The organism is Micromonospora sp. NPDC000121 (genome assembly GCF_042899165.1).
Lineage (GTDB): Bacteria > Actinomycetota > Actinomycetes > Mycobacteriales > Micromonosporaceae > Micromonospora.
Genome location: NZ_JBIAZP010000008.1, coordinates 153,548 through 176,532 on the forward strand (window position 1 = coordinate 153,548; position 22,985 = coordinate 176,532).

Here is a 22,985-nt window from a genome sequence, read left to right on the forward strand (position 1 = left end):
ATCCGGGCGGGTGCCGTCGCGATGACCGTGCGACGTGCCGACCTTCGACATCCGGTCGCGGACAGTGACGGCCGGGCCGAGGGGTGCAGCCGGTCGGAGGGTGACGGTCAGGCCGAGACGTGGTAATTCGGCCGGAGGGTGACGGTCAGGCCGGGGCGTGATAGGCCAGCACGCCCCGGTTGACGGCGGCGATGGCCTGCCGGGCGGTGGACCTCAGCTCCGTCGACGCGCCGCCGGAGTCGGCGAGCTGGCCGAGCAGGTCGACCACCTGCCGGGCCCACCGGACGAAGTCGCCGGCCGGCATCTCCCCGTCGATCTCGTGGCCGCTGGCGAGCACCTTCGCCAGTGCCTCGCCGCGGGCCCAACGGTAGATCGGCCAGGCGAAGCCGAGGTCCGGCTCGCGCGTCACGGCCAGGCCGCGGGCCGCCTCGTCGGCCTCGATCTCGCTCCAGAGCTTGAGCGTCTCGTCGACCGCCTCGGCGACGGGGCCGCGCGGCAGCGACGCCCGCTCGTCGACGTCGCGGCGGGCCTCGAAGACGACCACCGACACGGCGGCGGCGAGTTCGGCCGGGGAGAGGCCGTCCCACACCCCCCGGCGCAGGCACTCCGCGACCAGCAGGTCGGCCTCCGTCCAGATCCGGCCGAGCATCCGGCCGGCGTCCGTCACCGCGCCGTCGGGCGCGAGGTAGCCACGGGCGGTGAGCAGCGCGACGATCCGGTCGAACGTACGGGCCAGCGAACCGGTCCGGCCGGCCACCCGCTGCCGCAGTTCCTCCGTGTCCTTCTCCAGGCGGCGACGCCGCTCCGCCCAGCGGGCGTGCTCCTCCCGGTCCGGGCAGGCGTGGCAGGGGTGGCGACGCAGCTCGCCGCGGAGCTGGCTGAGCCGGTGGTCCTCGCCGACGGCCTGCCGGGAGCGGCCGCCCCGGCGCCCGCCGTGCCGGTCCAGCCCGGTGCCGCTGACCTCGGCGGCCAGGTCGCGTCGGGCGGCCGGCGACCGGTGGTTGAAGTGCTTCGGCACCCGGATCCGCGCCAGCACCTCGGCGGGGGTGGTGAAGTCGCCGGGGCTCACCCGGCCGGCCCAGCGGTCCTGGGTGAGCACCAGCGGCCGGGGCTCACCGAAGCCGCCGGTGGCCGGGTCGAGCACGACCGCCAGCCCGGCCCGCCGGCCCGACGGCACCCGGATCACGTCGCCGACGCGCAGCCGCTCCAGCGAGGCCACCGCGGCGGCCTTGCGCTGGGTCTGCCCCTGCCGGGCGATGGCCCGTTCCCGGTCGGCGATGGCGACCCGCAGGGCGAAGTACTCGTCGAAGTCGCCGTGGTGGCAGGCGGCCTCCACGCCGTACGCCTCGATGGTCTCGGTGTTGCGCTGCACCTGGCGGGCCAGGCCGACCACGGACCGGTCCGCCTGGAACTGCGCGAACGAGGACTCCAGCAGCGCCCGGGCCGGCTCCGCGCCGACCGTGCCCACCAGGTTGACCGCCATGTTGTACGAGGGCCGGAAGCTGGACCGCAGCGGGTAGGTGCGGGTGGAGGCGAGGCCGGCGACGTGCCGGGGGTCGGTCTCCGGGGACCAGACGACGACGGCGTGCCCCTCGACGTCGATCCCGCGCCGGCCGGCACGGCCGGTGAGCTGGGTGTACTCCCCCGGCGTCAGGTCGACGTGCGCCTCGCCGTTGTACTTGACCAGGCGCTCGAGCACCACGCAGCGGGCCGGCATGTTGATGCCCAGGGCGAGCGTCTCGGTGGCGAAGACCGCCTTCACCAGGCCCCGGACGAACAACTCCTCGACGACCTCCTTGAACACCGGCAGCATGCCGGCGTGGTGGGCGGCCAGGCCGCGTTCGAGGCCGTCGAGCCACTCCCAGTAGCCGAGCACCGACAGGTCCTCGCCGGGGATCGCGGTGACCCGGGACTCGACGACCCGGCGGATCTCCGCCCGCTCCTCTGGCGAGGTGAGCCGCAGCCCGGCGGCGAGGCACTGCTGCACCGCGGCGGCGCAGCCGGCGCGGCTGAAGATGAACAGGATCGCCGGCAGCAGCCCCTCCCGGTCCAGCCGGTCGACGATGTCGGGGCGCATCGGCCCGCGCCAGCGTGGCCCGCGCCGCCCGCCGCCCGGGCCGGCGCTGCGCCCCTCGCCCAGCTCCAGCCGGCGCATGGTGTCCCGGGTGTAGCGCAGCAGCTCCGGGTGCACGTCGTGCTTGCGGGCCGCGTCGGCGTCGTGGAACAGGTCGAACATCCGCTTGCCGACCAGCATGTGCTGCCACAGCGGCACCGGGCGGTGCTCGCTGACCACCACGGCGGTCTCGCCGCGCACGGTGACCAGCCAGTCGGCGAACTCCTCGGCGTTGGACACGGTGGCCGAGAGGGAGACCAGGGTGACGGACGCGGGCAGGTGGATGATCACCTCTTCCCAGACCCCGCCGCGGAACCGGTCGGCGAGGTAGTGCACCTCGTCCATCACCACGTAGGCCAGGCCCTCGAGGGTGGCCGAGCCGGCGTAGAGCATGTTGCGCAGCACCTCGGTGGTCATCACCACCACCGGGGCGTCGCCGTTGATGGCGTTGTCGCCCGTGAGCAACCCGACCTGCTCGGCGCCGTAGCGGTCGACCAGGTCGTGGTACTTCTGGTTCGACAGCGCCTTGATCGGGGTGGTGTAGAAGCACTTGCGCCGCGGGGGCGCGGCCGGGGCCGGAGCGGCCTCGCCGCCCGCCGCGGGCACCACCTCCTCGCCCGCGCCGCCGGGACCGCCGGCCTCGGGCCTCGGCGCGCCGCGCAGCGCCAGGTGTACGGCGAACTCGCCGACCACCGTCTTGCCGGCGCCGGTGGGGGCGCAGACGAGCACGCCGCTGCCCCGCTCCAGCGCCTGGCACGCCTCCCGCTGGAAGTCGTCGAGATCGAACCCCAGATCGAGGGCGAACTCGTCCAGCGCCGGGAACTGTGAGGCCTGCGCGGCCCGGCGGCGCGCCGCGGCGTACCGCTCGGCGGGGCTCGACATGTCCTCAAGATTAATGCGTGCCGACGGCGGCCACGTGACAAGGCCAACCGACAGCGGGGTCGGGGGCGGTCGGTAGGGTGCACGGCGTGCCGGACCATGCCGAACCGCCCCACGCCTCACCCGGGGCCGACGACGCCGTCTCCTCGGGCCCGTCCCGCCGCCCCGTGGAGGCGGTCCTGTTCGACTTCCACGGCACGCTGGCCCAGGTGGAGGAGCCCCGCGAGTGGGTGCTGGCCGCCGCGGCCTCCTGCGGGGTGACGCTGGAGCGGATGCGGGCCACCGCGCTGGCCGACCGGCTGCTGACGGCGGGCCGGGCGGGAGGTCCCCTGCCGGCCCGGGTGCCGCCCCGGCTGGCCGAGCTGTGGGCCGACCGGGACCTCTACCCGCACGCCCACCGCGGCGCCTACACAGGGCTCGCCGAGACGGTCGACGCGGGCATCGAGGGCTTCGCCGAGGCGCTCTACGAGCGGGTGCTGGTGCCCGACGGCTGGGTGCCGTACCCGGACACCGCGCCGACCCTGGCCGCCCTGCGCGCCGCGGGCGTCCCGGTGGCCGTGGTCAGCAACATCGGCTTCGACATCCGGCCGATCTTCGCGGCGTGGGGGCTGGCCGACCTGGTCGACGCCTTCGCCCTGTCGTACGAGGTCGGGCGCTGCAAGCCGGACCCGGGGATCTTCCTGCGCGCCTGCGGGATGCTCGGCGTCGACCCGGAGCGCGCGCTGATGGTGGGCGACACCCCGGCCGACGCGGGGGCGGTCGCGGCCGGGTGCGGGGTGCTGGTGCTGCCGGCCGCCGAGGCGGGGCGCGCCAACGGCCTGGGCGCCGTGCTGGACGTGGCCGGCGTCGACGAGCACCGCTAACGGCACGCCGACAGCAGCGTTAACCACCGTCGCTAACATGAGGGCGTTATCGTCGTTGTCATGATCACCGAGACGTCGCCACGGGACCGGATCGTCCGGGCCGCCGCCGCCCTGCTCGCCGAGGGCGGCCGGGAGGCGGTCTCGACCCGCGCGGTGAGCCGGGCGGCCGGGGTGCAGGCGCCGACCATCTACCGGCAGTTCGGCGACATGCGGGGCCTGCTGGACGCGGCGGCCAGCTACGGGTTCGCCGCGTACCTGCACGCCGAGGCGTCCCGGGACCTCGCCGGCGACCCGGTCGACGACCTGCGGCGCGGCTGGGACCTGCACGTCGGCTTCGGCGTGGCCAACCCGGCCTGCCACGCCCTGATGTACGGCGACCCGCGCCCCGGCGAGACCCCCACCGCGGCCCGGGTCGCGGCCGACATCCTGCGCCAGCTCGTACACCGGGTCGCCGAGGCGGGTCGGCTGCGCGCCGACGTCGACGGGGCCACCGAGATGCTGCACGCCGCCGCCTGCGGGGTGACCCTCGCCCTGATCCGGACCCCGCCGCCGCAGCGCGACCCCGCCCTGTCGACCCGCACCCGGGAGGCGGTGCTCGCCGCGCTGGTCACCGACTCCCCCGCCGCCCGGGCGACCTCCCGGGCCGGCAACCCGGTCCGGCACGCGGTGGCGCTGCGCGCCGCCCTCGACGGGCTGGCCGCCGACCTCTCCCCGGCCGAGCGCGCCCTGCTCGCCGAGTGGCTGGACCGCATCATCCGCACCCCCGCTCCCTGACCCACACCAGCCTCCGGCGCCCCACGCGCCGGGTGAGGCGATCCGGGACGGGTGTCAGCGGAGCAGGTGGACGGCGGCCGGAACGGCGGTGACGGTCACCGGGAGGTCCAGCGCCCGCTCGCCGTCGGCGTACGTGGTGATGCCCTCGGCGGCCAACTCGACCGTGCGGGCGCGGTAGCTGCGCACCAGCGGGTGCGCCACGTGGGTGCCCCGGTAGATGCGCGGCTTGACCCGCATCAGGGTGCGCCGGTCGAACCGGCCGCCCACCACCACGTCGAGCAGCCCGTCGGCGGGGTCGGCGTCGGGGCAGATCCGCATGCCGCCGCCGTAGCTGGCGCAGTTGCCCACCGCCACCAGCACGGCGTCCACCTCGTGCGCCACCCCGTCGAGCCGCAGCGTGTAGCGGCGCGGGCGCAGCCGGGCCAGCTCCACCAGGATCGCCAGGTCGTAGCGGCGCGGCCCGCGCGGCCAGCGCATCTGGTTGGCGCGCTCGTTGACGATCGCGTCGAAGCCGGCCGCGAGCACCGCGCCGTACCAGCGGCGCGCGCCGTCGGCTCCCGTCAGCCGCGCCAGGTCGACCGGGCGGGTGCGGCCGTCGCGCAGCGCCGCCGCGATCACGTCGGCGGCGGCGAGCGGGTCGGCCGGGAAGCCGGTGTCGACCGCGAAGTCGTTGCCGGTGCCGGCCGGCACCGGACCGAACGGCACCGCCGTGCCGGCGAGCGCCTGCAACGCGCGGTGCACCGTGCCGTCGCCGCCCACCGCCACCAAAGCGGACGCGCCGTCGCCGACCGCCGCGCGGCAGGCCGCCTCGGCCTCCTCGGCGGTGTGCGCGTGCAGCAGGCGCACCGGCCGACCGGCGGCCGCGAGCCGGTGCAGGACCTGCGGCAGCAGTCCCCGGCGCCGACCACGACCGGCGGTCGGGTTGGCCAGCACGGCGACGGGTCCGCCGGCGGCGGAGGGGTGGTCGTCTGCGGTCACGGCGAGCACCGTACCGCCACCCACCAGGACGGTCGCGCCGCCCGCCCCGGCGACGGCGACGCGGCCCGCCACCCCGGCCGGACGGGCGAGCGTCCCGGGCGCAACTGACATTTGTCACGGCCGGCCGTGCGGCACGCATTCGCCTTCATGACTGATCACACTGGATCCGCCATGGCCCGAACGGACAGACTCATCTCAACCGGCAGGGCCGGGTGATGGACCGAACAGCGGAGGGAGCGGGCACGGTGGACGATCGCTACGACAGCTACTGCGCCGCCGACCCGCTGTTCTACGACTCGCCCGGCAGCGCGGTCGACCAGCCCACCTTCGCCGCGGCCCGGCGGCCCGTGCCCGACGGCTGGCGCTCGGAGCCGCTCGACGACTGGCTCATCTACGCCCCGGAGCGCGCCACGCTGCCCCAGCAGGGCTGGAAGATCCACGTGTCGGCGACCCTGGCCAACGCCGAGCGGGTGCTGGACGCCGTCTGGGACTACTGCGTCCCGCGGGGGCTGTCGTTCAAGTTCCTCCGCGGCCCGCGCACCCTGCTGCTGCGCAACTCCAAGTACGCCTCCCGCGGGGCCAGCGGCAAGTTCGTCACCGTCTACCCCCGTGACGACGCGGAACTGGAGCTGGTCTGCAAGGAGCTGGACGAACTGCTCGCCGGCGAACCCGGCCCGTACATCCTCAGCGACCTGCGCCACGGCGCCGGCCCCGTGTACGTGCGCTACGGCGGCTTCGCGGCCCGCTACTGCCACTCGCCCGACGGTCAGGTCGTCCCGGCGATCGAGGATGACACCGGCACCCTCGTGCCCGACCGCCGCGACCCCGTCTTCCACGTGCCGTCCTGGGTGACGGTGCCCGACTTCCTCGGCCCGCACCTGGCCGCCCGCAACGCCACCAGCACCGACGAGGTGCCGTACCGGATTGAGAAGGTCATCCACTTCTCCAACGGCGGCGGCCTCTACGTCGGACGGGACCTGCGCACCGACACCCAGGTGGTGCTGAAGGAGGCCCGGCCGCACGCCGGCCTGGACGCCGACGGCACCGACGCCGTCGCCCGGCTGGCCCGCGAGGCCGAGGCGCTGCGCCGCCTCGCCGACCTGCCGCAGGTGCCCCGGGTGCACGACGAGTTCACCCTCGGCGAGCACCACTTCCTCGCGCTGGAGTTCATCGAGGGCCGCGCGCTGAACAAGGTGCTGGTCGACCGGTACCCGCTGATCGACGCCGACGCCACGGACGCCGACCGCGCCGACTACACCCGGTGGGCGCTGGACGTCCACCGGCAGGTCGAGGAGGTCGTGCTGGCCATCCACGAGCGCGGCCTCGTCTACGGCGACCTGCACCTGTTCAACGTCATGGTCCGCCCCGACGACCGGATCGCGTTGGTGGACTTCGAGGTCGCCGCCCCGATCGAGGGGCACCGCCGGCCGGGCCTGCGCAACCAGGGCTTCGCCGCGCCCCGGGACCGCACCGGTCCCGCCGTCGACCGGTACGCCCTGGCCTGCCTGCGGCTGGCGCTGTTCCTGCCGCTGACCCAGCTGGTCCGGCTGGCGCCGGCCAAGGCCGCGCACCTCGCCGACGTGGTCGCCGCCCACTTCCCGGTGCCGAGGGACCTCCTCGACGCCGCCGTCGCGGAGATCACCGGCACCCTCGCCGGCGCCACAGCAGGCACCACGGCCGGCACGACGACCGGCGCCACAGCAGGCACCACAGCCGGCGCGGCGGCCGACGAACGGGCCGGCGGACCGGTGGCCGACCTCACCGTCGGCGTCCGGCCGGCCGACCGCGACCGGCTCGCCCGGGCGATCCTCGCCAGCGCGACGCCCGACCGGGACGACCGGCTCTTCCCCGGCGACATCGAGCAGTTCCGCAGCGGTGGGCTCAACCTCGCCCACGGCGCCGCCGGGGTCCTGTACGCCCTGCACGTCAGCGGCGCCGGGCGCCGGCCCGACCACGAGCGGTGGCTCGTACGCCGGGCCACGGCGCCCGCCGCCGGCACCCGGTGCGGCTTCTACGACGGCCTGCACGGCGTCGCGTACGCCCTGGAGTTGCTCGGCCGCCGGCAGGACGCCCTCGACGTGCTCGACATCTGTCTGCGGCAGCCGTTCGACGGGTTGGACCACAGCCTGGCCAGTGGCCTGTCCGGGATCGCGCTCAACCTCGCCGAGCTGGCCGGGCGCACCGGCGAGACGGCGCTGCGCGAGGCCGCCTGGCGGGCCGCCGAGCGGGTCGTCGACCAGCTCGCCGACGACCCGGGGCCGGACGTCAGCGGCGGGCGTCACCCGTACGCCGGGCTGCTGCGGGGCCGGACCGGGCCGGCGCTGCTGCTGGTGCGGCTGCACGAGCTGACCGGCGACCCCACCCTGCTGGAGCACGCCGCCACCGCCCTGCGTCAGGACCTGCGCCGCTGTGTGGTGCGCCCCGGCGGCGCGCTGGAGGTCAACGAGGGCTGGCGCACCATGCCCTACCTCGGGCAGGGCAGCGTCGGCATCGGGCTCGTGCTCGACCAGTATCTGCGGCACCGCGCCGACGAGCGGTTCGCCGAGGCCAGCGCCGGTGTGCGCCGCGCCGCCCGGTCCCCGTTCTACGCGCAGTCGGGCCTGTTCGCCGGTCGCGCCGGCATCGTCGCCTACCTCGCGGCGTACCCGGACGACCCGGATCGACGCCGCGAGCGGGACGCCCAGGTGCGGCGGTTGGCGTGGCACGCCCTGCCGTACCGGGACGGGACCGCGTTCCCCGGCGAGCAGCTGCTGCGGCTGTCCATGGACCTCGGCACCGGCACGGCCGGCGTGCTGCTGGCGCTGGCCGCCGCGCGGCACGACGCGCCGGCGTCCCTGCCGTTCCTCGCGCCCCTGACGGGCGCCCCCGACCCCCTCGCCGACGCGAGGGCGACCGACCCCACCGACCAGCACGGAAGGAGGTGACACGACATGGCGCTCCTCGACCTCCAGGGCCTGGAGATGGCCCCCGCCGACCGCACCGGCGGCGGCAGCAACGCGAGCCTGCTGCTCTGCGGCGACAGCTCGCTGTCCATCACGACCTGCAACTGACCGGGTCACCACGCGAGGCCCTGGGCGGGTAGACGTACCTGCCCAGGGCCGCACGTCCTTTCCGGGAGGTCCGATGCGGACGCTGAGCGGCCCCGACCGGCTGCTGCGCCGGGTGGTCCGCGACGGCGGCGGCTGGACGGTCCTGCTCGGGGCGGTCGCGCTCACCGGCGCGGCCGCCGAACTGGCGCTTCCCGCGACGCTCGGGCTCGCCGTCGACGCCGCCGTCGGCGGCCACGGCTCCTGGTGGCCCGCCGCCGCCTGCGCCCTGGTCGCCGTCCTCGTGGCCACCGACGTCCTCGGCGACCTGGCCGGCGGGTACGGCGCGGCCCGCGCCACCGCCCTGCTGCGCCGGCGCCTGCTGCGCCACCTGTTCGCCACCGACGTGCGCACCGTCCGCCGGTACCCGGTGGGCGACCTGGTCGGGCGGCTCGTCGGCCAGGCCGCCGACGCCGGGCAGGCCGGCGCCGCCGTGGTGCTGGGCGTCGTCGCGCTGCTCCCCCCGGTCGGCAGCGTCGTGGCGCTCACCCTGATCGAGCCGCTGCTCGGCGTCACCCTCCTCGGCGGGCTGGCCCTGCTCGCGGTGCTCATGCGCGCGTTCGTCACCGACGCCTCCGCCGCCGTCGGCGGGTACCAGCGGGTGCTGGGCGCCATCGCCGGCCGGCTGCTGGAGGCGCTGGGCGGCGCCCGCACCATCGCCGCCGCCGCGACCGTCGACCGGGAACGCGAGCGGGTGCTGGCGGCCCTGCCGGAACTGCGCGGGTACGGCCTGCTCGGCTGGCGGCTGCTGGCCCGGGCGAGCGCCCGCACCGCCGCCGCGGGGCCGCTGCTCCAGGTGGCCGTGGTGGCCGCCGGCGGGTACGCGCTCACCGTCGGCTGGCTCACGCCCGGTCAACTGGTCGCCGCGGTGCAGTACGCGGCCCTCGGCGCCGGGCTGGGCGCGGTGCTGGCCACCCTCAACCGGCTGGTCCGCAGCCGCGCCGCGGCCGGCCGGATCGCCGAGCCGCTGGCCCACCCGGTGCGCCGCGACGGCGCCGAACCGCTGCCGCCCGGCCGGGGCGAGCTGCGCCTGCGGGCCGTCGACGTGCGCGCCGAGGACGGCACGGCGGTCCTCGACGGGGTCGACCTGACCGTGCCGGCCGGCGCCACGGTGGCCGTCGTCGGGCGCTCCGGCGCCGGCAAGTCGACCCTCGCCGCGGTGGCCGGCCGGCTGTACGACCCGGACTCCGGCGACGTGCTGCTCGACGGGGTGCCGCTGCGCCGGTTGCGCCCCGCCGCGCTGCGCCGGGCCGTCGGGCACGCCTTCGACCGCCCGACCCTGGTCGGCGAGACGGTGCACGACGCGATCGGGCTCGCCCTGCCCGACGGCTCGGCGCGCCCGCCCGCCGGCGGCGCCCCGGCCACGCCGGCCGTGCTAGCCGCGGCGCGGGCTGCGCAGGTCGCCGACGTCGTCGCCCGGCTGCCCGACGGGTTCCGCACCCGGCTGGTGGACGCGCCGCTGTCCGGGGGCGAGGCGCAGCGGCTGGGGCTGGCCCGCGCGTTCCCCGCCGAGCGGCTGCTGATCCTGGACGACGCGACGTCCAGCCTGGACACCGCCACCGAACACCGGATCGCCCGGGCGGTGGCCGACGGCGCCGAGGGTCGTACCCGACTCGTGGTGACCCACCGCGCGACGACGGCGGCGGCGGCCGACCTGGTCGCCTGGCTCGACGGCGGACGGCTGCGGGCCGTGGCGCCGCACCGGCGGCTGTGGGCCGACCCGGACTACCGGGCGGTCTTCGCGCCCGGCGGTGACGCCCGGTGAGCGGCATACGCGGCACGACCTGGGAGGCGCTGCGCGCCCGCCGCCGCGCGCTGGGCCGGCTCGCCGCCTGGTCGGTGGCCGAGTCCCTGCCGGCGCTGCTCAGCGGGCTGTTCGTGGCCCGCGCGGTCGACCGGGGATTTCTGGCCGGCCAGTTCGGCGCCGGCCTGGCCTGGCTCGCCGGGCTCGCCGTGGCCGTGCTGGTCGGCGCGGCCGCCACCGGGCGGGTGTACCGCAGCCTCGGCGACGTGGTGGAGCCGTTCCGCGACGAGTTGGCGGCCAGGGTGGTGCACGCCGCGCTGCGCGACGCGACCCGGCCCGACAGCCGGCCGGACAGCGCCGCCGTGGCCCGGCTGACCCACCAGGTGGAGGTCGTCCGGGACACCTTCGGCGGCCTGCTGCTGGTGGTGCGCGGGTTCCTGTTCACCGCTGGCGCGGCGCTGCTCGGCCTACTCGCCCTGGCGCCACCGCTGGCCGGCGCGGTGACGGCGCCGCTGCTGGTCGGGCTGGCCGTGTTCGGGGCGGCACTGCCCGCGATGGTGGCGCACCAGCGGGCCCAGGTGGCCGCCGGGGAGGAACTCGGCCGGTCGGCGGCGTCCGCGCTGGCCGGGCACCGCGACGTGGTCGCCTGCGGCGCGCAGGACCGGGTCGTGGCCGGGGTCGGCCGGCGGGTCTCGGCGCAGGCCGACGCCGAGCGTTCCCTCGCGCGGATGACGGCGGTGCGCAGCCTCAGCCTCGGGCTGGGCGGCTGGCTGCCGGTGGTGGTGCTGGTGCTGGCCGCGCCGTGGCTGGTGCGGCACGGGCTGAGCACCGGCGCCGTGCTGGGCGCGCTGGTCTACGTCACCACCGGCCTGCAACCCGCCCTGCACGCGGTCGTGCGGGGCGTGGGCGGCGGCGGCCTGCGCTACGCCGTCACCCTGGACCGGATCCTGCGCGCCTGCCCGGCACCCGGGCCGGTCCCACGCCGGCCCGCCGCCGCCGACCCCGCCCCGCGCCCGCCCACCGTGCCCGGCCCGGTCCCGCGCCCGCCCACCGTGTCCGGCCCGGCGGCGCGCCCCGTGGCCGCACCGCCCGCGATTCGGCTGCGCGGGCTGACCTTCCGGTACGGCCCGCACGCCCGGCCCGTCCTGGCGGACCTCACCCTGACCGTGGCCGACGGCGAGCACCTGGCGGTGGTGGGGCCCAGCGGCGCCGGCAAGTCCACGCTGGCCGCCCTGGCCGCCGGGCTGGTGCCGCCGGAATCCGGCACGGTGCACCTGGCCGGCACGCCCGTCGCCGCCACCCCGCCCGAGGCGCTGGCCCGGCTGCGGGTGCTGGTGCCGCAGGAGGCGTACGTGCGCAGCGGCACCCTCGCCGACAACCTGCGCTACCTGCACCCCGAGGTGGACGACGCGACCGTGACGGCCGCCGTGGACGCCCTCGGCGCCCGTCCCCTCGTGACCCGCCTCGGGGGGCTCGACGCCGAGATCGACCCCGCCGCCCTGTCCGCCGGGGAACGGCAGCTCGTCGCCGCGGTCCGGGCCTACCTGGCCCCGGCGCCGCTGGTCGTCCTCGACGAGGCGACGTGCCACCTGGACCCGACGCTGGAGGCGACCGTCGAGCGTGCCTTCGCCCGCCGCCCCGGCACGCTGGTGGTGATCGCACACCGGATCAGCTCGGCGGCCCGGGCCCGCCGCGTGCTGGTGTTCGACGGCGACCGGCCGCTCCTCGGCACCCACGACGAGCTGCTGGTCCGCTCCCCCACGTACCGCGAGCTGGTCGGCCACTGGCAGGACGAGGCACCGCCGCCACGCGTGCCGCTCGCCCGCGCGTGACCCCCGGGCGAATCAACGCAGGAAGGAGCTTCACACCGACTCCGGCAACAGCTTCAACCACCCGTCGTGGGCAGACGCCTTCGTCCGGCTGGGCTGACAGGCCGCCTCCGCGAGCGTCCTCGCGCCAAACCGACGTCGCCGCTCGTCCGCGTCTTGGATTCCGAAGGGCCAGAGGCGTTGTCCTCCGGCCCGCACCGGGCACGATGTCCGCCGCGCTGCCCGGCGACCGGGCAGCCTCGGCTGTGCAGGCATGGCACCATACTCGGTGTCCTCCTCCGCTGGGTGGTCGGGACACGACGCTGATGGAGTCGGGATGACAGGACTGGCCGGCGCACCGGTGCCGGGGATGACCCCACTGTGGACGCACGACCCAGTCACCGCCGGCCCCTATCGGCTGGTCGGCCGTCTGGGCGCCGGCGGGCAGGGAGTGGTCTACCTCGGCGAGGACAACCAGGGCCACCAGGTCGCCGTCAAGATGATCAATATTGACCTGCGCGACCCCCGAGCGCGGTCGCAGTTCATGAAGGAGATTGCTGCGGCACGCCGAGTCGCCCCGTTCTGCACGGCGCAGGTGCTCTTCGCCGAGGTGGACGGCGAAACGCCCTACGTGGTCAGTGAGTTCATCGAGGGCCCGACCCTCTACCGGCACGTCCGCGAACACGGGGCGGTCGACGGCAACGCGCTGCACCGGCTCGCCGTCGGCACTGCCACCGCGCTCGCCGCGATCCACCGCTCCAACGTCGTGCACTGCGACCTGAAGCCGGACAACGTGGTGCTCGGCCGGGACGGACCCCGGGTGATCGACTTCGGCATCGCCCGCGCGCTGGGAGTCACCGAGACGGTGACCAGCCGGGTGATGGGAACCACCGCGTACATGGCCCCGGAGCGGTTCCGCAACGACGCGGTCGGCCCGCCCTGCGACGTCTTCGCCTGGGCCGCCACGATCGCCTTCGCCGCGAGTGGCCGGCCGCCGTTCGGCAACGACTCGATCTTCGCGGTGATGCACCGGGTCCTGAACGACCCGCCCGACCTGCCGCCGCTCTCCTCGGGCCTGGAGGAACTGATCCGGGAGTGTCTGGCCAAGGAACCGGTGGAGCGGCCGACGGCCGAGCAGGTGCTGATCCGGCTGCTCGGGCAGGACGTACGGGTCACCGGTCGGGTCCGCCAGGACACCCTGCTCCAGGTGGGTAACGACACCGCCGGCGCGCTGACGACGAACGAGCCGCTGCCCGCGTCGGCGATGCCTCGAACCCAGCCGACACCTGTGGCACCGAGGCAGGCCCGACCGACGCCGCCGGACCAGCCTCCGGCATCAACGTCGGATACGCCCGCCGCGTCGTCCCGCCCGGGCGAGGGCTGGGGGCGGCGGCTGCGCCGTGAGTCCGTCGACGCCTGGGGCGTGTCGACTGCGATCGTCCTCGGCTCGGTCGGCGCGGCCGCCGGCTACGTCGCGTCGAGCACGGTGGGCGTGGCCGCAGCGGTCGGGGCGACCACCTTCGTCGTGGTTTACCTGGTCCGGCTGCTGGTCGCGGTGGCCCTCGACGGCCGCTCCGACCGCTTCTGACAGGCGGGGTCCGAAGCCGTCCCGATGGCGCTGGACAGATAGGTTGACTGCCATCAGTTGACCGCCGAGGAGGACCCCCCATGGCCCAGGCCCCGTCGCGCACACGGCAGTGGTTGCCGTACACCGCCGCCGTCACCATCGGGTTGCTGGTCATCGCCGGGGCGTTCGTGCTGGTCCGGCAGCGTGACGCAGGCACCGACCGGCCCCAGGCCGACTGCGCCACCAGACTGGACGTCAACTCCTCGACCGAGAAGGCGGCGCTGCTGGTCGAGCTGGCCGAACGGTACAACCGCAGCGACCGGTCGCTCGACGGCGGCGGCTGCGCCCAGGTGCATGTCAGCGCCCTGAACTCGGGCAAGGCCACCGAGGCGCTGGCCGCCGGCTGGAGCGGCACCGGCCTGCCGGAGCCGCAGGTCTGGCTGCCGACGTCGAGCCTGTGGACCGGTCAGCTCCGGTTGCTCGACCAGGCCGCCGGGCGGACGCCACAGACCCCGGGGCAGTACCCGTCGATCGCCAACAGCCCGTTGGTCATCGCGATGCCGCAGCCCAAGGGCGAGCTGGTACGCCAGCGCGGGCCGCTGGGCTGGGGCCAGATCCTCGGCCTCTCCGGGCGGGAGGGGTGGGCGAGCTTCGGCAAGCCGGAGTGGGGCCGCTTCACCTTCGGCAAGGACAACCCGAACCTCTCCACCTCCGGGCTGGCGGCGACCATCGCCACCTACTACGCCGCGGCGAACCGCTCCAGCGACCTGACCCGGTCCGACCTGGCGGACCCGAAGGTGACCCGGTTCGTCCGGCAGATCGAGGCCAACGTGTCGCACTACAGCGACGACGTGGTGGACCTGCTGCGCGACCTCGCCGAGGCCGACCTGGCCGGCGGCGGCGCCAGCACGGACGACATGAGCGCCATCGTCATGCAGGAGGAGCTGGTCCACCTCTACAACGAGGGCAGGCTGAGCCCGAGACAGGAGGGCCAGGAGCGGGGCCGCCGGCCGAAGGTCCCGCTGGTGGCCGTACACCCCAAGGAGGGCACCTTCAACCTGGACCACCCGTTCGTGGTGCTTCCCTCCGCCGACGAACGGCAGCGCGCGGCGGCCGACGACTTCCTGGCCTTCCTGACCCAGGACACCCAGCAGGAGAGCTTCGCCCGCCTTGGCTTCCGGGACCACGAACGCCGGGCCTCGGCCGAGCTGCTCGCCAGCGTCGGCGCCGAGCCGGCCAGCGGGCTGACCTACTTCGCGCCGCCGAACCCGGCGGTGGTCGAGGCGATGCTGGGCGGCTGGAGCACGCTGCGCAAGAAGGCCAACATCCTGATCGCGCTGGACACCTCCGGGTCGATGGAGGCCCCGGTCGGCAACAGCACCCGCTTCCAGGTCGCCTCGGCGGCGGCGGCCAAGGGGCTCGCGCTGCTCAACTCCGAGGACCGGGTCGGCCTCTGGTCGTTCTCCTCCGAGACGTCGAAGCGGCCCGACGGCCCGTACCGGGAGGAGGTCCGGCTCGGCGACTTCGACCCGAAGCGGATCAACAGCCGGATCGCCGGCCTGCACGTCGAGGGGGACACCGCGCTCTACGCGACGGTCCGGGCCGCCCACCGGCAACTGCTCGACCGGTACGACCCGGAACGGATCAACGCGGTCGTCGTGCTGACCGACGGCAAGAACGAGTACCGCCGGGACGACGACCTGGCCCGCCTGCTCGCCGACGTCGCCCTGGACCCGGAGCGGCCGGTCAAGATCTTCTGCATCGCCTTCGACGGGGACTCGGACTTCGTCACGCTGGACCGGATCGCCAAGGCGTCGTCTGGCAAGGCGTTCGACGCCACCGACCCCGCCAAGATCGACGAGGCATTCGTGAAGCTGGTCAGCAGCTTCTGAGTCTGCTCGGCCGCGGGCGGGGCAGGGCGTGCCCTTCAGCCGTCCGCATGGGGTATCGGCAATCCGTGCGTGCCGAACCTGCTACCAACGTGTGCGGCCCCTCTACAAGAGAGAAAACATCAGTGGCTGAGGACATCCTGCGACTGTCCCGAGAGTTCGACGAAGCCGAGCTGCATGCCGACACCGACCGGCTGGAACGTCTGCTGGCCGACGACTTCGTCTCCATCGGTGAACGCGGTTTCGTCTTGACCAAGGCACAGTGGATCGCCCGCCACGGCGACTTTCGGCTCATCAGCTCCCAGACCACCGACGCGAACGTCCGGCACTACGACCGGACTTCGATTCTCCATGGCGTGCAGCGCGTCGAGGCAACGTGGCTGGGCGAGCCCATGACCTTGAGCGTTCGGTTCAGTCAGGTATGGGTGCAGCAGACAGACGGCTGGCGGCTTGCATCAGTCCAGTTCAGTACGCTCGCACCAATGTGACGCGGGCCAGGTCCCGTCCATGTCAGTTGGGCAGTCGCCCGGACACGGACTCCAGCCGTTCACGGTCCCGGGTGAGCACGAAGCGCGACTGCCCGCCGTCACCATCTGCCGGCCAGCCCGCGGCAAGCGCCGCCCGGATCAGTCCCGCGACCAACTGCGGCGTGACCGGGGCCAGGGCGAACGCCGCGGCCACCCGGTCCGAAGGCGCGGTGATGATCGGCCCGAAGTTGAGCCACGGGTCGTCGAAGGCCACCCGGACCTCCAACTGATTGCCCCGCCTGGTCGCGATGCGCCAGACCCTGACGACGACGTGACCGGGGTCGGCGTAACCGACCGCCCATCGGTAGTCGGCATCGTCGACGCGAATCTTCCGCCTGCGGGTCCTGGCCACGGTGCGAGGGTAGGCAGCCGCGCCATCACCGCGACAGCGGAATTCACTGTCGCCGGCGAAACTCGTCCATCGCCTCCTCGACCAGATGACCTCGGCCGATCGCTCGCCCTGCCAGGCGCCTCCCCCCGGCCGGCGCCTTGCCCGGACGGGGCATGATCACTTGCATGACGATCAACAGCGTCGGCCGCTCCAGTGGCCAGGGGCCCTGCCGCTGCCGTAACTCGGCCCACTGCCACGCCATGGGCCACTGCCACAGCGAGGTCGGCTCCCGTCGTCAGGGACCCGGCTGCAAGGGCCGCAAGGGGGCCCTGGACTCCTGTGGCGACGACCCTTGCAGCAGCCCGGGCTGCTGCGACTTCGGGCTCTACTCCACCCTGCTCACCCTGGGCGCCGCCGTGGCGGGCGTCGCCGGCGGCCAGGCACCCGCCCGCGCGGGCCGATCGGCCGGCAGTCGGCGGGGAACCCTGGACCGGGCTGGTCTCGCCGCGATCCGCGGCTACCGCCGCTGGCTGTCGCACCGCTGGCCGGGGCAGTGCCGGTACACCCCGACCTGCAGCGCGTACGGACTCACCGCCGTCGACCGGTACGGGCTAGCCGTCGGCGGGCGGCTCGCGGCGGCCCGGCTGCGCCGTTGCCGGCCGGAGGTGCCGGTCGGAACCGCCGACCCGCTGCCGTGATCTGTGGGCGCACCCCACGAACGGATGCCCCACCGCCGCCGCCTGCCCCCAAGCCGTCACACACCCCGGCGCCAGCGCCACGGTCCAGCGTTGACACAGGCTGGAACCCTCGTTCGAGGGTGACGAAACGGCGCATGCGCCATCCACTCGCCGACGGCGCCGTCGCCACATCCCCGCTGACCGCGTCAGGGCCGACAGGGAGGCCGACCATGGCTGAGCAACCACGACTGACCTTCGCGCAGGCCAACACCATCTACGACATCCTCGTCCGCCACGCCGGCGCCGACGAGGTCGGCCGCAACGATTTCGTGTTCGCCGAGACCTACCCCGGCGGCCACTACTGCGATCTCTACCGGTTCCAGGGCGCCCTCGGCTTCGACGGCACCTTCTGGCACAAGGACGGCCGCTGGTACGTGACCACCGAACCGCAGGACATCGCCGAGCAGCCCGAGCGCAACAACATGATCCAGGTGGTGAATGACCGGCTCGCCGCCGCGAAGGCGTCCAGCGGGACCTCGACCGGGACGAAGGAGTAGCGCGGCGCTACCCCGCCCGCGGGGGCGACGGCATCAGCCTCGACGGGGACGCGACGTGCTCGGCGTGGGTCGTCCGTGCCGATCCGTGCTCGAGTCGCCAGCTCCGGGCCGACAAGGGCGCGCGGCAACGCCCGGACGATGCCGCCGGCGCGACGACGCGGCCCGCGCCGCGACCCCGAACTGTTTCATGTGGCGAAAATGTCGTACCATCCCTTGCAACCGCAACGGGCACGGCGACGAGGCAGGGATGACGACCGCACCAGCTGGCATCGGATCACCGAGCCGCAGCTGTTCCTGACCGCGCTCGAACACACCCGTGCGCACGGCTTCGGATGGACGACGCGGAGAACCGACCGGGCGGGATCTGCGTCGCCGTGGCGATCGAGGACATCCCCTTCCCGGCCGGCGTCAGCATCAGCTCGCCGCCGGACCGGCTACCCACGGATCGGATACCCGACGTCGTCCAGAAGCTGCGACGCGTGGCGATCCGGTTGTCGCGAGAGCTGGACGCCCGACCGGCACCCGCCACCACGCCCCACGACCCGCTGACCGACAGCACGGCAGACACCCACCGGACGGATCTGCCGCCCCGCAGACAGGGAGAAGGATGCGATTTTTCCGCGTAGGTGAGCCCGGCGCCGAACGCCCGGTCGTCACGGACGAGACCGGCGCCAGCTACGACCTGAGCCCACTCACCCATGACATCGACGGCGCGTTCCTGGCCGGTGACGGCATCGCCGCCACCCGCCGCGCGCTGGCCGATTCGGCCCTGCGGACCGTGGACATCGGTGGCCTGCGCCTGGGCGCCCCCGTGGCCCGGCCGCACGCGGTGTGGTGCATCGGGATGAACTACGCCGCGCACGCGGCCGAGGCCGGCACCGCACCACCCGAGGCCCCCGTGCTGTTCTTCAAGACGCCGAACACGGTGGTCGGCCCGAACGACGACGTGCTGATTCCCCGTGGATCCGCGAAGACGGACTGGGAGGTCGAGCTTGCCGTCGTGATCGGCCGGCGAGCACGCTACCTGGACTCGCCCGCCGACGCGGCGCGGCACATCGCCGGCTACACGATCTCCAACGATGTCTCCGAGCGGGCATTGCAGATCGAGGTGTCGGGCGGCCAGTGGTCCAAGGGCAAGTGCGGCGAGACCTTCAACCCGCTCGGGCCGGCGCTCGTGCCGGCCGACGAACTCACGCCGGACAACCTGCGGCTGCGGTCGTGGGTCAACGGCGAGGCGCGCCAGGACTCGACGACGGCCGACCTCATCTTCCCGGTCGAGTATCTGGTCTGGCACCTGTCCCAGGTTGCCGTCCTCGAGCCGGGGGACATCATCAACACCGGCACGCCCCAGGGAGTCGCCCTGTCCGGTCGCTTCCCGTACCTCAGGGCGGGCGATGTCATGGAGTTGAGCATCGAGGGCATCGGTACGCAACGTCAGGTGCTGCGACAGGCCTGAGCGGCGGCTCCGCAGTTGACGTCCGCGGGTCCGCGGTGGTGGTGCCGGCGCGGCCACCGCCGCGCCCGGTCGGGCGTCGCGGCGATTCAGGGCCAGGTGCTGCCCCGGCTCGGGCGTCGGGACGACCGCGGCGTCTTGGGCCCTCTCCATTGACCGGGGTCGCGACGCGATAGTAGCGTGGCATTCAGTGGAACTGTCATTCCAGCAGCCGAAACCGGCTGCGTCGATCCGAGGAGGACCCGACGTGACGATCGCTGCATGGCCGGCATCCGAGCAGGCCTGGGAACGCACGAAGGCGTCCCTCGGCGGCGGCGTCTCGACAGGGCTGCGCGCCTCGATGAAGCCGCATCCGCTGTTCTTCCGGAGCGGGTCCGGGCCCCGGCTGACCGACGTGGACGGGCACACCTATCTGGACTATGTGCTGGGCTGGGGCGCGGTCATCCTCGGTCACGGCCACCCGGGCCTGACCGCCGCTGTCAGCAGGCAGGCGCCGCTCGGTGCGACCTACGGCGCCGGGCACCTGCTCGAAGCCGCGGTCGCGGAGCAGATCCTCGACCGCATCCCCGGGACCGAGCGCGTGCTGTGGAGCAACACCGGCTCCGAGGCGAACCAGGTCGCGCTGCGCCTCGCCCGGGGCGTCACCGGCCGACGCCGGTTCGTCAAGTTCGGCGGGCACTACCACGGCTGGACCGATCCGATGCTGGTCGGCTACCGCCCGGGTGCGGACGGGACCCTCGGGCTGGGCAGCCAGGGCCAGCACCCGTCCGCGATGGACGACCTGAGCCTCGTCGAGTGGGGCGACCTGGACGCCACCGCCGAACTGCTCAAGTCGCCGAACAGCGACATCGCCGCCGTCTTCTGCGAACCCGTGCTGTGCAACTCCGGCGTCCTCGAACCACCGGCCGGGTTCCTCACCGGACTGCGCGACCTGTGCGACGCGACCGGCACCGTGCTCGTCTTCGACGAGGTCATCACGGGGTTCCGGATCGCGTCCGGCGGCGCGGTCACCCGCTACGGGGTTACGCCGGACCTCATCACCCTTGCCAAGGCGATCGCCGGCGGCTACCCCATGGCCGCCGTGGCCGGCCGCGCCGACATCATCGACCGGGTCACGACGGGCATCGTGCACGCCGGCACGTACAACGGCAATCCCGTCGTGCTCGCCGCCGCCGGCGCGGCCCTGGACGCACTGGCCGAGCCCGGCGTGTACGAGGACTTCGAGCGGCGAGGACAGGCGCTGGCGGATGGCATGCGCGGGGCCCTCGCCCGGCACGGCGTGCCCGGGACCGTCCACCACGTCGGGCCCGTCGTGCAGTGCATCCCCGGCGTCGAGTCGGCTCGCACGTTCGGCGACTTCCTGGCGGCCGACCAGGGGTTCTACGACCGACTCACGGTCCAGATGCTGCGGCGCGGGCTGTTCACCCTCCCCGGTGGACGCTGGTACGTCTCGACCGCACACACCGACGCCGACATCGCCGCCACGGTCGCGATCATCGACCAGGCGCTCGCCGCGACGTTGGCCGAGGGACCCGGCCCCGTGACCCCCAGGCCCTGACGGCCCGAGCGACGCGCTGCCAGCCGTCCGCCGGTCAGTACATCACCCATCCGCCGTCGACGTTGATGACCTGCCCGGTGATGAACGACGCCTCGTCGCTGGCAAGGAACACGAAGGCGCCGGCGAGATCCTCGGCGACCCCGCGACGCGGTAGCGACTGCAGCGGGAGGATCTGCGCGGCGACGGCGTCGCCGTCCGGGTCGAGTTCCACCTCGTTCTCGGTGCGGATCGCCCCGGGCATCACCGCGTTGACGCGCACGTGGTGCGGCCCGAGTTCGCGCGCCAGGGCTCGGGTCATGCCGAGGATCGCCGCCTTCGAGGCGGTGTAGTGCAGCGCCCCCGGCTGACCGGTGCGCACCATCACGGAGGTGAGGGTGATGATGCTGCCGCGCGTCGCGACGAGGTCGTCCCGCGCGGCCTTCGCCAGCAGCCAGGTGCCGCGCGTGTTGACCGACTGGACCCGGTCCCACTGCTCCACGGTGATGTCCTGGTACGGCGACCGGCCCGACGCCGCCGCGTTCGTGACGAGCACGGCGATCTGTCCCAGCTCGTGGCGGGTCTGCGCGACCACGGCCGCCGGTCCCTCAGGATCGGCCAGGTCTCCCGCGACCGCGACGGCCGTGCCACCGCTGGCCCGAAGCTCAGCCACCAGGTGCTCCGCGGCCTCGGTCATCACCGGCGTCGGCTCGTGGGCGACCGCCACGGCCGCGCCCTCGGCGACGAAGGCTCGCGCCACCGCGGCGCCGATCCCCCGGGACGCGCCGGTGATCAGTGCCGTACGCCCGGCCAGCCGCTTGGTCATGTGGGACCTTTCTTCTCGCGCCTGCTCGATCAGCTGTCGACGGCCCGTGGCCGTAGCGGCGGCACGGTGCACCCGCCGACCTCCGCCCGGGCGTGGAACAGGCGGCCGGCGAACGGGTCGGCCTCGATCGCGACCGGATCCAGCCCCTCCCGCGCGGTGGTGACCAGCAGGTCCCGACCGTCGGGTCCGCCGAGCGCGACGCTCGTGACCTGCGGCGTCGGTACGTCGACCACCGACTCCACCCGGCCGTCCACCAGCCGCCACACCTGCCCGGCGCCGTACATCGCGACCCAGAGCCCGCCGGCGTCGTCGAGCGCCACACCGTCGGGAAGGGCCAGCGGCCCGTGCCCCTGCGGAAGGGTGATCGCCCTGCGCGACCGCAGCACACGACCGCTCCCCGGATCCGTCGTGTGCTCCCACAGGCACCGTTCGAGGGAGTCCGCGTGGACCAGCACGCTCGGCGACCGCCACGCCATCCCGTTCGACAACGTGATTCCGCTCGCCACCTCGCGCACCCGGCCGTCGGTCTCCACGACGTACAGCGACCCGGCACCGCGGCGGCGCTCGGGATGGACGGAGCCGATCCACAGCCGACCCGCGTCGTCCGCCGTCCCGTCGTTCAGCAGCCAGCCGTCGGGAAGTTGGACCCGTGACCACCGAACCCGCGTCGCGGCTTGCGGGTCGAGCACGAGCAGGTCGAGGCCGCTCGCGACGACGAGCCGTCCGTCGCTCGCGGGCTGGACCAGGCTGACCCGACCACCCGTGGCGAGCACCGCGCGGACCTCGCCAGCGCTTCCGGTCGAGGTCAGCCCGGCGTCCGCGGTCCACACCGTGCCCGCCTCCGCGTCCACCCACCACCACGCGCCGTGCGCCCAGCGGGGGCTCTCTCCGAGGGCGCACGGCGGCGCGTCGACCACCGTCGCCGCGATGCGGCGGACCGGCGCGTCCTCCCCCGGGGCCGCCTCCGTCCGGGTCATCGAGAGCCGGCTGCGGGGCCCGTGTGCCGCGGCGCGTAGGCGACGACGTCGACCTCGAACTTCAACGTGCCGATTCCCCCGGCCACGGTCGTGCGGGCCGGCAGCGGGGCAGTGAAGTACGTCGGATAGAGCCGGTTGTACTCGTCGCGGTAGGACATGTCGCCCAGATAGGACCGGACCTGCACCACGTCGTCCATGGTCGCGCCGGCCGCCGCGAGGATGCGGGCCACGTTGTTCATCGACCGGTCCATCTCGCCGGCGAAGTCCTCCTCGACGTACGCGCCGGTGTCGTCCACGGAGGCCTGGCCGGAGACGAAGACGAAGTCACCGGCGCGCACGGCGGGGGAGAACGGCAGGTGGCTGAGCGGGACGTCGCCGTCGGTGATGGCTTCACGGGGCATG

General features: G+C 74.5%; 20 protein-coding genes. 14 read left to right on the forward strand and 6 right to left on the reverse strand.

Annotation, left to right across the window (positions count from 1 at the left end):
• Nucleotides 1-145 precede the first annotated feature (145 nt).
• The gene (locus tag ACFY23_RS22705; RefSeq protein ID WP_350819365.1) at nt 146-2,995 is read right to left on the reverse strand and encodes a DEAD/DEAH box helicase; all 2,850 of its coding nucleotides are present in this window, start codon (nt 2,993-2,995) and stop codon (nt 146-148) included.
• A 164-nt stretch (nt 2,996-3,159) separates the two neighbouring features.
• Here ACFY23_RS22705 and ACFY23_RS22710 point away from each other — a divergent pair, with 164 nt between their 5' ends.
• Nucleotides 3,160-3,855: an HAD-IA family hydrolase gene (locus ACFY23_RS22710; RefSeq protein WP_350686836.1), complete on the forward strand. Its 696-nt coding sequence runs from the start codon at nt 3,160-3,162 to the stop codon at nt 3,853-3,855.
• Between the two features lie 60 nt (nt 3,856-3,915).
• Nucleotides 3,916-4,629: a TetR/AcrR family transcriptional regulator gene (locus ACFY23_RS22715; RefSeq protein ID WP_350686830.1), complete on the forward strand. Its 714-nt coding sequence runs from the start codon at nt 3,916-3,918 to the stop codon at nt 4,627-4,629.
• Between the two features lie 54 nt (nt 4,630-4,683).
• Here the strand turns inward: ACFY23_RS22715 and ACFY23_RS22720 are convergent, their stop codons facing one another.
• A complete protein-coding gene (locus ACFY23_RS22720; protein ID WP_350686834.1) occupies nt 4,684-5,616 on the reverse strand; it encodes a diacylglycerol kinase in 933 nt (310 codons plus the stop codon).
• Nucleotides 5,617-5,852: 236 nt separating this feature from the next.
• Between ACFY23_RS22720 and lanKC the strand changes: the two genes are divergently transcribed.
• The 7 genes from lanKC (at nt 5,853) to ACFY23_RS22755 (ending at nt 16,189) form a co-directional block, all read left to right on the forward strand.
• Nucleotides 5,853-8,531: a class III lanthionine synthetase LanKC gene (gene lanKC, locus ACFY23_RS22725; RefSeq protein ID WP_350686828.1), complete on the forward strand. Its 2,679-nt coding sequence runs from the start codon at nt 5,853-5,855 to the stop codon at nt 8,529-8,531.
• 6 nt (nt 8,532-8,537) lie between these two features.
• Nucleotides 8,538-8,657, forward strand: a complete 120-nt coding sequence (locus ACFY23_RS22730) for a SapB/AmfS family lanthipeptide (protein ID WP_350686827.1) — start codon at nt 8,538-8,540, stop codon at nt 8,655-8,657.
• Nucleotides 8,658-8,730: 73 nt separating this feature from the next.
• Nucleotides 8,731-10,458, forward strand: a complete 1,728-nt coding sequence (locus ACFY23_RS22735; RefSeq protein ID WP_350819364.1) for an ABC transporter ATP-binding protein — start codon at nt 8,731-8,733, stop codon at nt 10,456-10,458.
• On the forward strand, nt 10,455-12,269 hold the full coding sequence (locus tag ACFY23_RS22740) for an ABC transporter ATP-binding protein (protein WP_350819363.1): 1,815 nt from the start codon (nt 10,455-10,457) through the stop codon (nt 12,267-12,269). Before ACFY23_RS22735 ends, ACFY23_RS22740 begins: the two co-directional genes overlap by 4 nt.
• Before the next feature lie 313 nt (nt 12,270-12,582).
• Nucleotides 12,583-13,833 carry a protein kinase gene (locus ACFY23_RS22745; RefSeq protein ID WP_350683507.1) on the forward strand — a complete coding sequence of 417 codons (1,251 nt, stop codon included), beginning with the start codon at nt 12,583-12,585 and terminating at the stop codon, nt 13,831-13,833.
• Nucleotides 13,834-13,913: 80 nt separating this feature from the next.
• On the forward strand, nt 13,914-15,704 hold the full coding sequence (locus ACFY23_RS22750; protein ID WP_350683505.1) for a substrate-binding and VWA domain-containing protein: 1,791 nt from the start codon (nt 13,914-13,916) through the stop codon (nt 15,702-15,704).
• 122 nt (nt 15,705-15,826) lie between these two features.
• Complete coding sequence (locus ACFY23_RS22755) at nt 15,827-16,189, forward strand: nuclear transport factor 2 family protein (RefSeq protein WP_350683503.1); 363 nt, start codon at nt 15,827-15,829, stop codon at nt 16,187-16,189.
• A gap of 22 nt (nt 16,190-16,211) precedes the next feature.
• On the opposite strand, the gene ACFY23_RS22760 is transcribed toward ACFY23_RS22755, so the two are convergent.
• Nucleotides 16,212-16,580, reverse strand: a complete 369-nt coding sequence (locus ACFY23_RS22760) for a hypothetical protein (protein WP_350683501.1) — start codon at nt 16,578-16,580, stop codon at nt 16,212-16,214.
• 164 nt (nt 16,581-16,744) lie between these two features.
• Here ACFY23_RS22760 and yidD point away from each other — a divergent pair, with 164 nt between their 5' ends.
• The 5 genes from yidD to ACFY23_RS22785 all read left to right on the forward strand — a co-directional run bounded on the left by yidD (nt 16,745) and on the right by ACFY23_RS22785 (nt 20,804).
• Entirely contained in the window at nt 16,745-17,257 is a 513-nt protein-coding gene (yidD, locus tag ACFY23_RS22765; protein ID WP_350683499.1) for a membrane protein insertion efficiency factor YidD, read from the forward strand.
• A 209-nt stretch (nt 17,258-17,466) separates the two neighbouring features.
• Nucleotides 17,467-17,793, forward strand: a complete 327-nt coding sequence (locus ACFY23_RS22770) for a hypothetical protein (RefSeq protein WP_350683497.1) — start codon at nt 17,467-17,469, stop codon at nt 17,791-17,793.
• 332 nt (nt 17,794-18,125) lie between these two features.
• Nucleotides 18,126-18,419 carry a hypothetical protein gene (locus ACFY23_RS22775; RefSeq protein ID WP_350819361.1) on the forward strand — a complete coding sequence of 98 codons (294 nt, stop codon included), beginning with the start codon at nt 18,126-18,128 and terminating at the stop codon, nt 18,417-18,419.
• Entirely contained in the window at nt 18,401-19,249 is an 849-nt protein-coding gene (locus ACFY23_RS22780; protein WP_350683495.1) for a fumarylacetoacetate hydrolase family protein, read from the forward strand. The genes ACFY23_RS22775 and ACFY23_RS22780 overlap by 19 nt, the downstream gene beginning before the upstream one ends.
• Before the next feature lie 244 nt (nt 19,250-19,493).
• Entirely contained in the window at nt 19,494-20,804 is a 1,311-nt protein-coding gene (locus tag ACFY23_RS22785; protein WP_350683493.1) for an aspartate aminotransferase family protein, read from the forward strand.
• 34 nt (nt 20,805-20,838) lie between these two features.
• Here the strand turns inward: ACFY23_RS22785 and ACFY23_RS22790 are convergent, their stop codons facing one another.
• The 3 genes from ACFY23_RS22790 to ACFY23_RS22800 are packed head-to-tail and all read right to left on the reverse strand — an operon-like array spanning nt 20,839 to nt 22,984.
• On the reverse strand, nt 20,839-21,606 hold the full coding sequence (locus tag ACFY23_RS22790; protein WP_350683492.1) for an SDR family oxidoreductase: 768 nt from the start codon (nt 21,604-21,606) through the stop codon (nt 20,839-20,841).
• Nucleotides 21,607-21,635: 29 nt separating this feature from the next.
• Nucleotides 21,636-22,583 (reverse strand): SMP-30/gluconolactonase/LRE family protein, encoded by a 948-nt coding sequence (locus ACFY23_RS22795; protein WP_350683490.1) that lies wholly within the window; start codon nt 22,581-22,583, stop codon nt 21,636-21,638.
• Entirely contained in the window at nt 22,580-22,984 is a 405-nt protein-coding gene (locus ACFY23_RS22800) for a RidA family protein (protein ID WP_350683488.1), read from the reverse strand. Before ACFY23_RS22800 ends, ACFY23_RS22795 begins: the two co-directional genes overlap by 4 nt.
• Nucleotide 22,985 lies beyond the last annotated feature (1 nt).

What these genes read in the sequence shown, in the direction of transcription:
- ACFY23_RS22775 (WP_350819361.1), top strand. Translation starts at nt 18,126, where the DNA reads ATGGACGACGCGGAGAACCGACCGGGCGGGATCTGCGTCGCCGTGGCG.
- ACFY23_RS22730 (WP_350686827.1), top strand. Translation starts at nt 8,538, where the DNA reads ATGGCGCTCCTCGACCTCCAGGGCCTGGAGATGGCCCCCGCCGACCGC.
- ACFY23_RS22770 (WP_350683497.1), top strand. Translation starts at nt 17,467, where the DNA reads ATGGCTGAGCAACCACGACTGACCTTCGCGCAGGCCAACACCATCTAC.
- ACFY23_RS22735 (WP_350819364.1), top strand. Translation starts at nt 8,731, where the DNA reads ATGCGGACGCTGAGCGGCCCCGACCGGCTGCTGCGCCGGGTGGTCCGC.
- ACFY23_RS22705 (WP_350819365.1), bottom strand. Translation starts at nt 2,995, where the DNA reads ATGTCGAGCCCCGCCGAGCGGTACGCCGCGGCGCGCCGCCGGGCCGCG.
- yidD (WP_350683499.1), top strand. Translation starts at nt 16,745, where the DNA reads ATGACGATCAACAGCGTCGGCCGCTCCAGTGGCCAGGGGCCCTGCCGC.
- ACFY23_RS22800 (WP_350683488.1), bottom strand. Translation starts at nt 22,984, where the DNA reads ATGCCCCGTGAAGCCATCACCGACGGCGACGTCCCGCTCAGCCACCTG.
- ACFY23_RS22715 (WP_350686830.1), top strand. Translation starts at nt 3,916, where the DNA reads ATGATCACCGAGACGTCGCCACGGGACCGGATCGTCCGGGCCGCCGCC.
- ACFY23_RS22790 (WP_350683492.1), bottom strand. Translation starts at nt 21,606, where the DNA reads ATGACCAAGCGGCTGGCCGGGCGTACGGCACTGATCACCGGCGCGTCC.
- ACFY23_RS22750 (WP_350683505.1), top strand. Translation starts at nt 13,914, where the DNA reads ATGGCCCAGGCCCCGTCGCGCACACGGCAGTGGTTGCCGTACACCGCC.
- ACFY23_RS22745 (WP_350683507.1), top strand. Translation starts at nt 12,583, where the DNA reads ATGACAGGACTGGCCGGCGCACCGGTGCCGGGGATGACCCCACTGTGG.
- ACFY23_RS22795 (WP_350683490.1), bottom strand. Translation starts at nt 22,583, where the DNA reads ATGACCCGGACGGAGGCGGCCCCGGGGGAGGACGCGCCGGTCCGCCGC.
- ACFY23_RS22780 (WP_350683495.1), top strand. Translation starts at nt 18,401, where the DNA reads ATGCGATTTTTCCGCGTAGGTGAGCCCGGCGCCGAACGCCCGGTCGTC.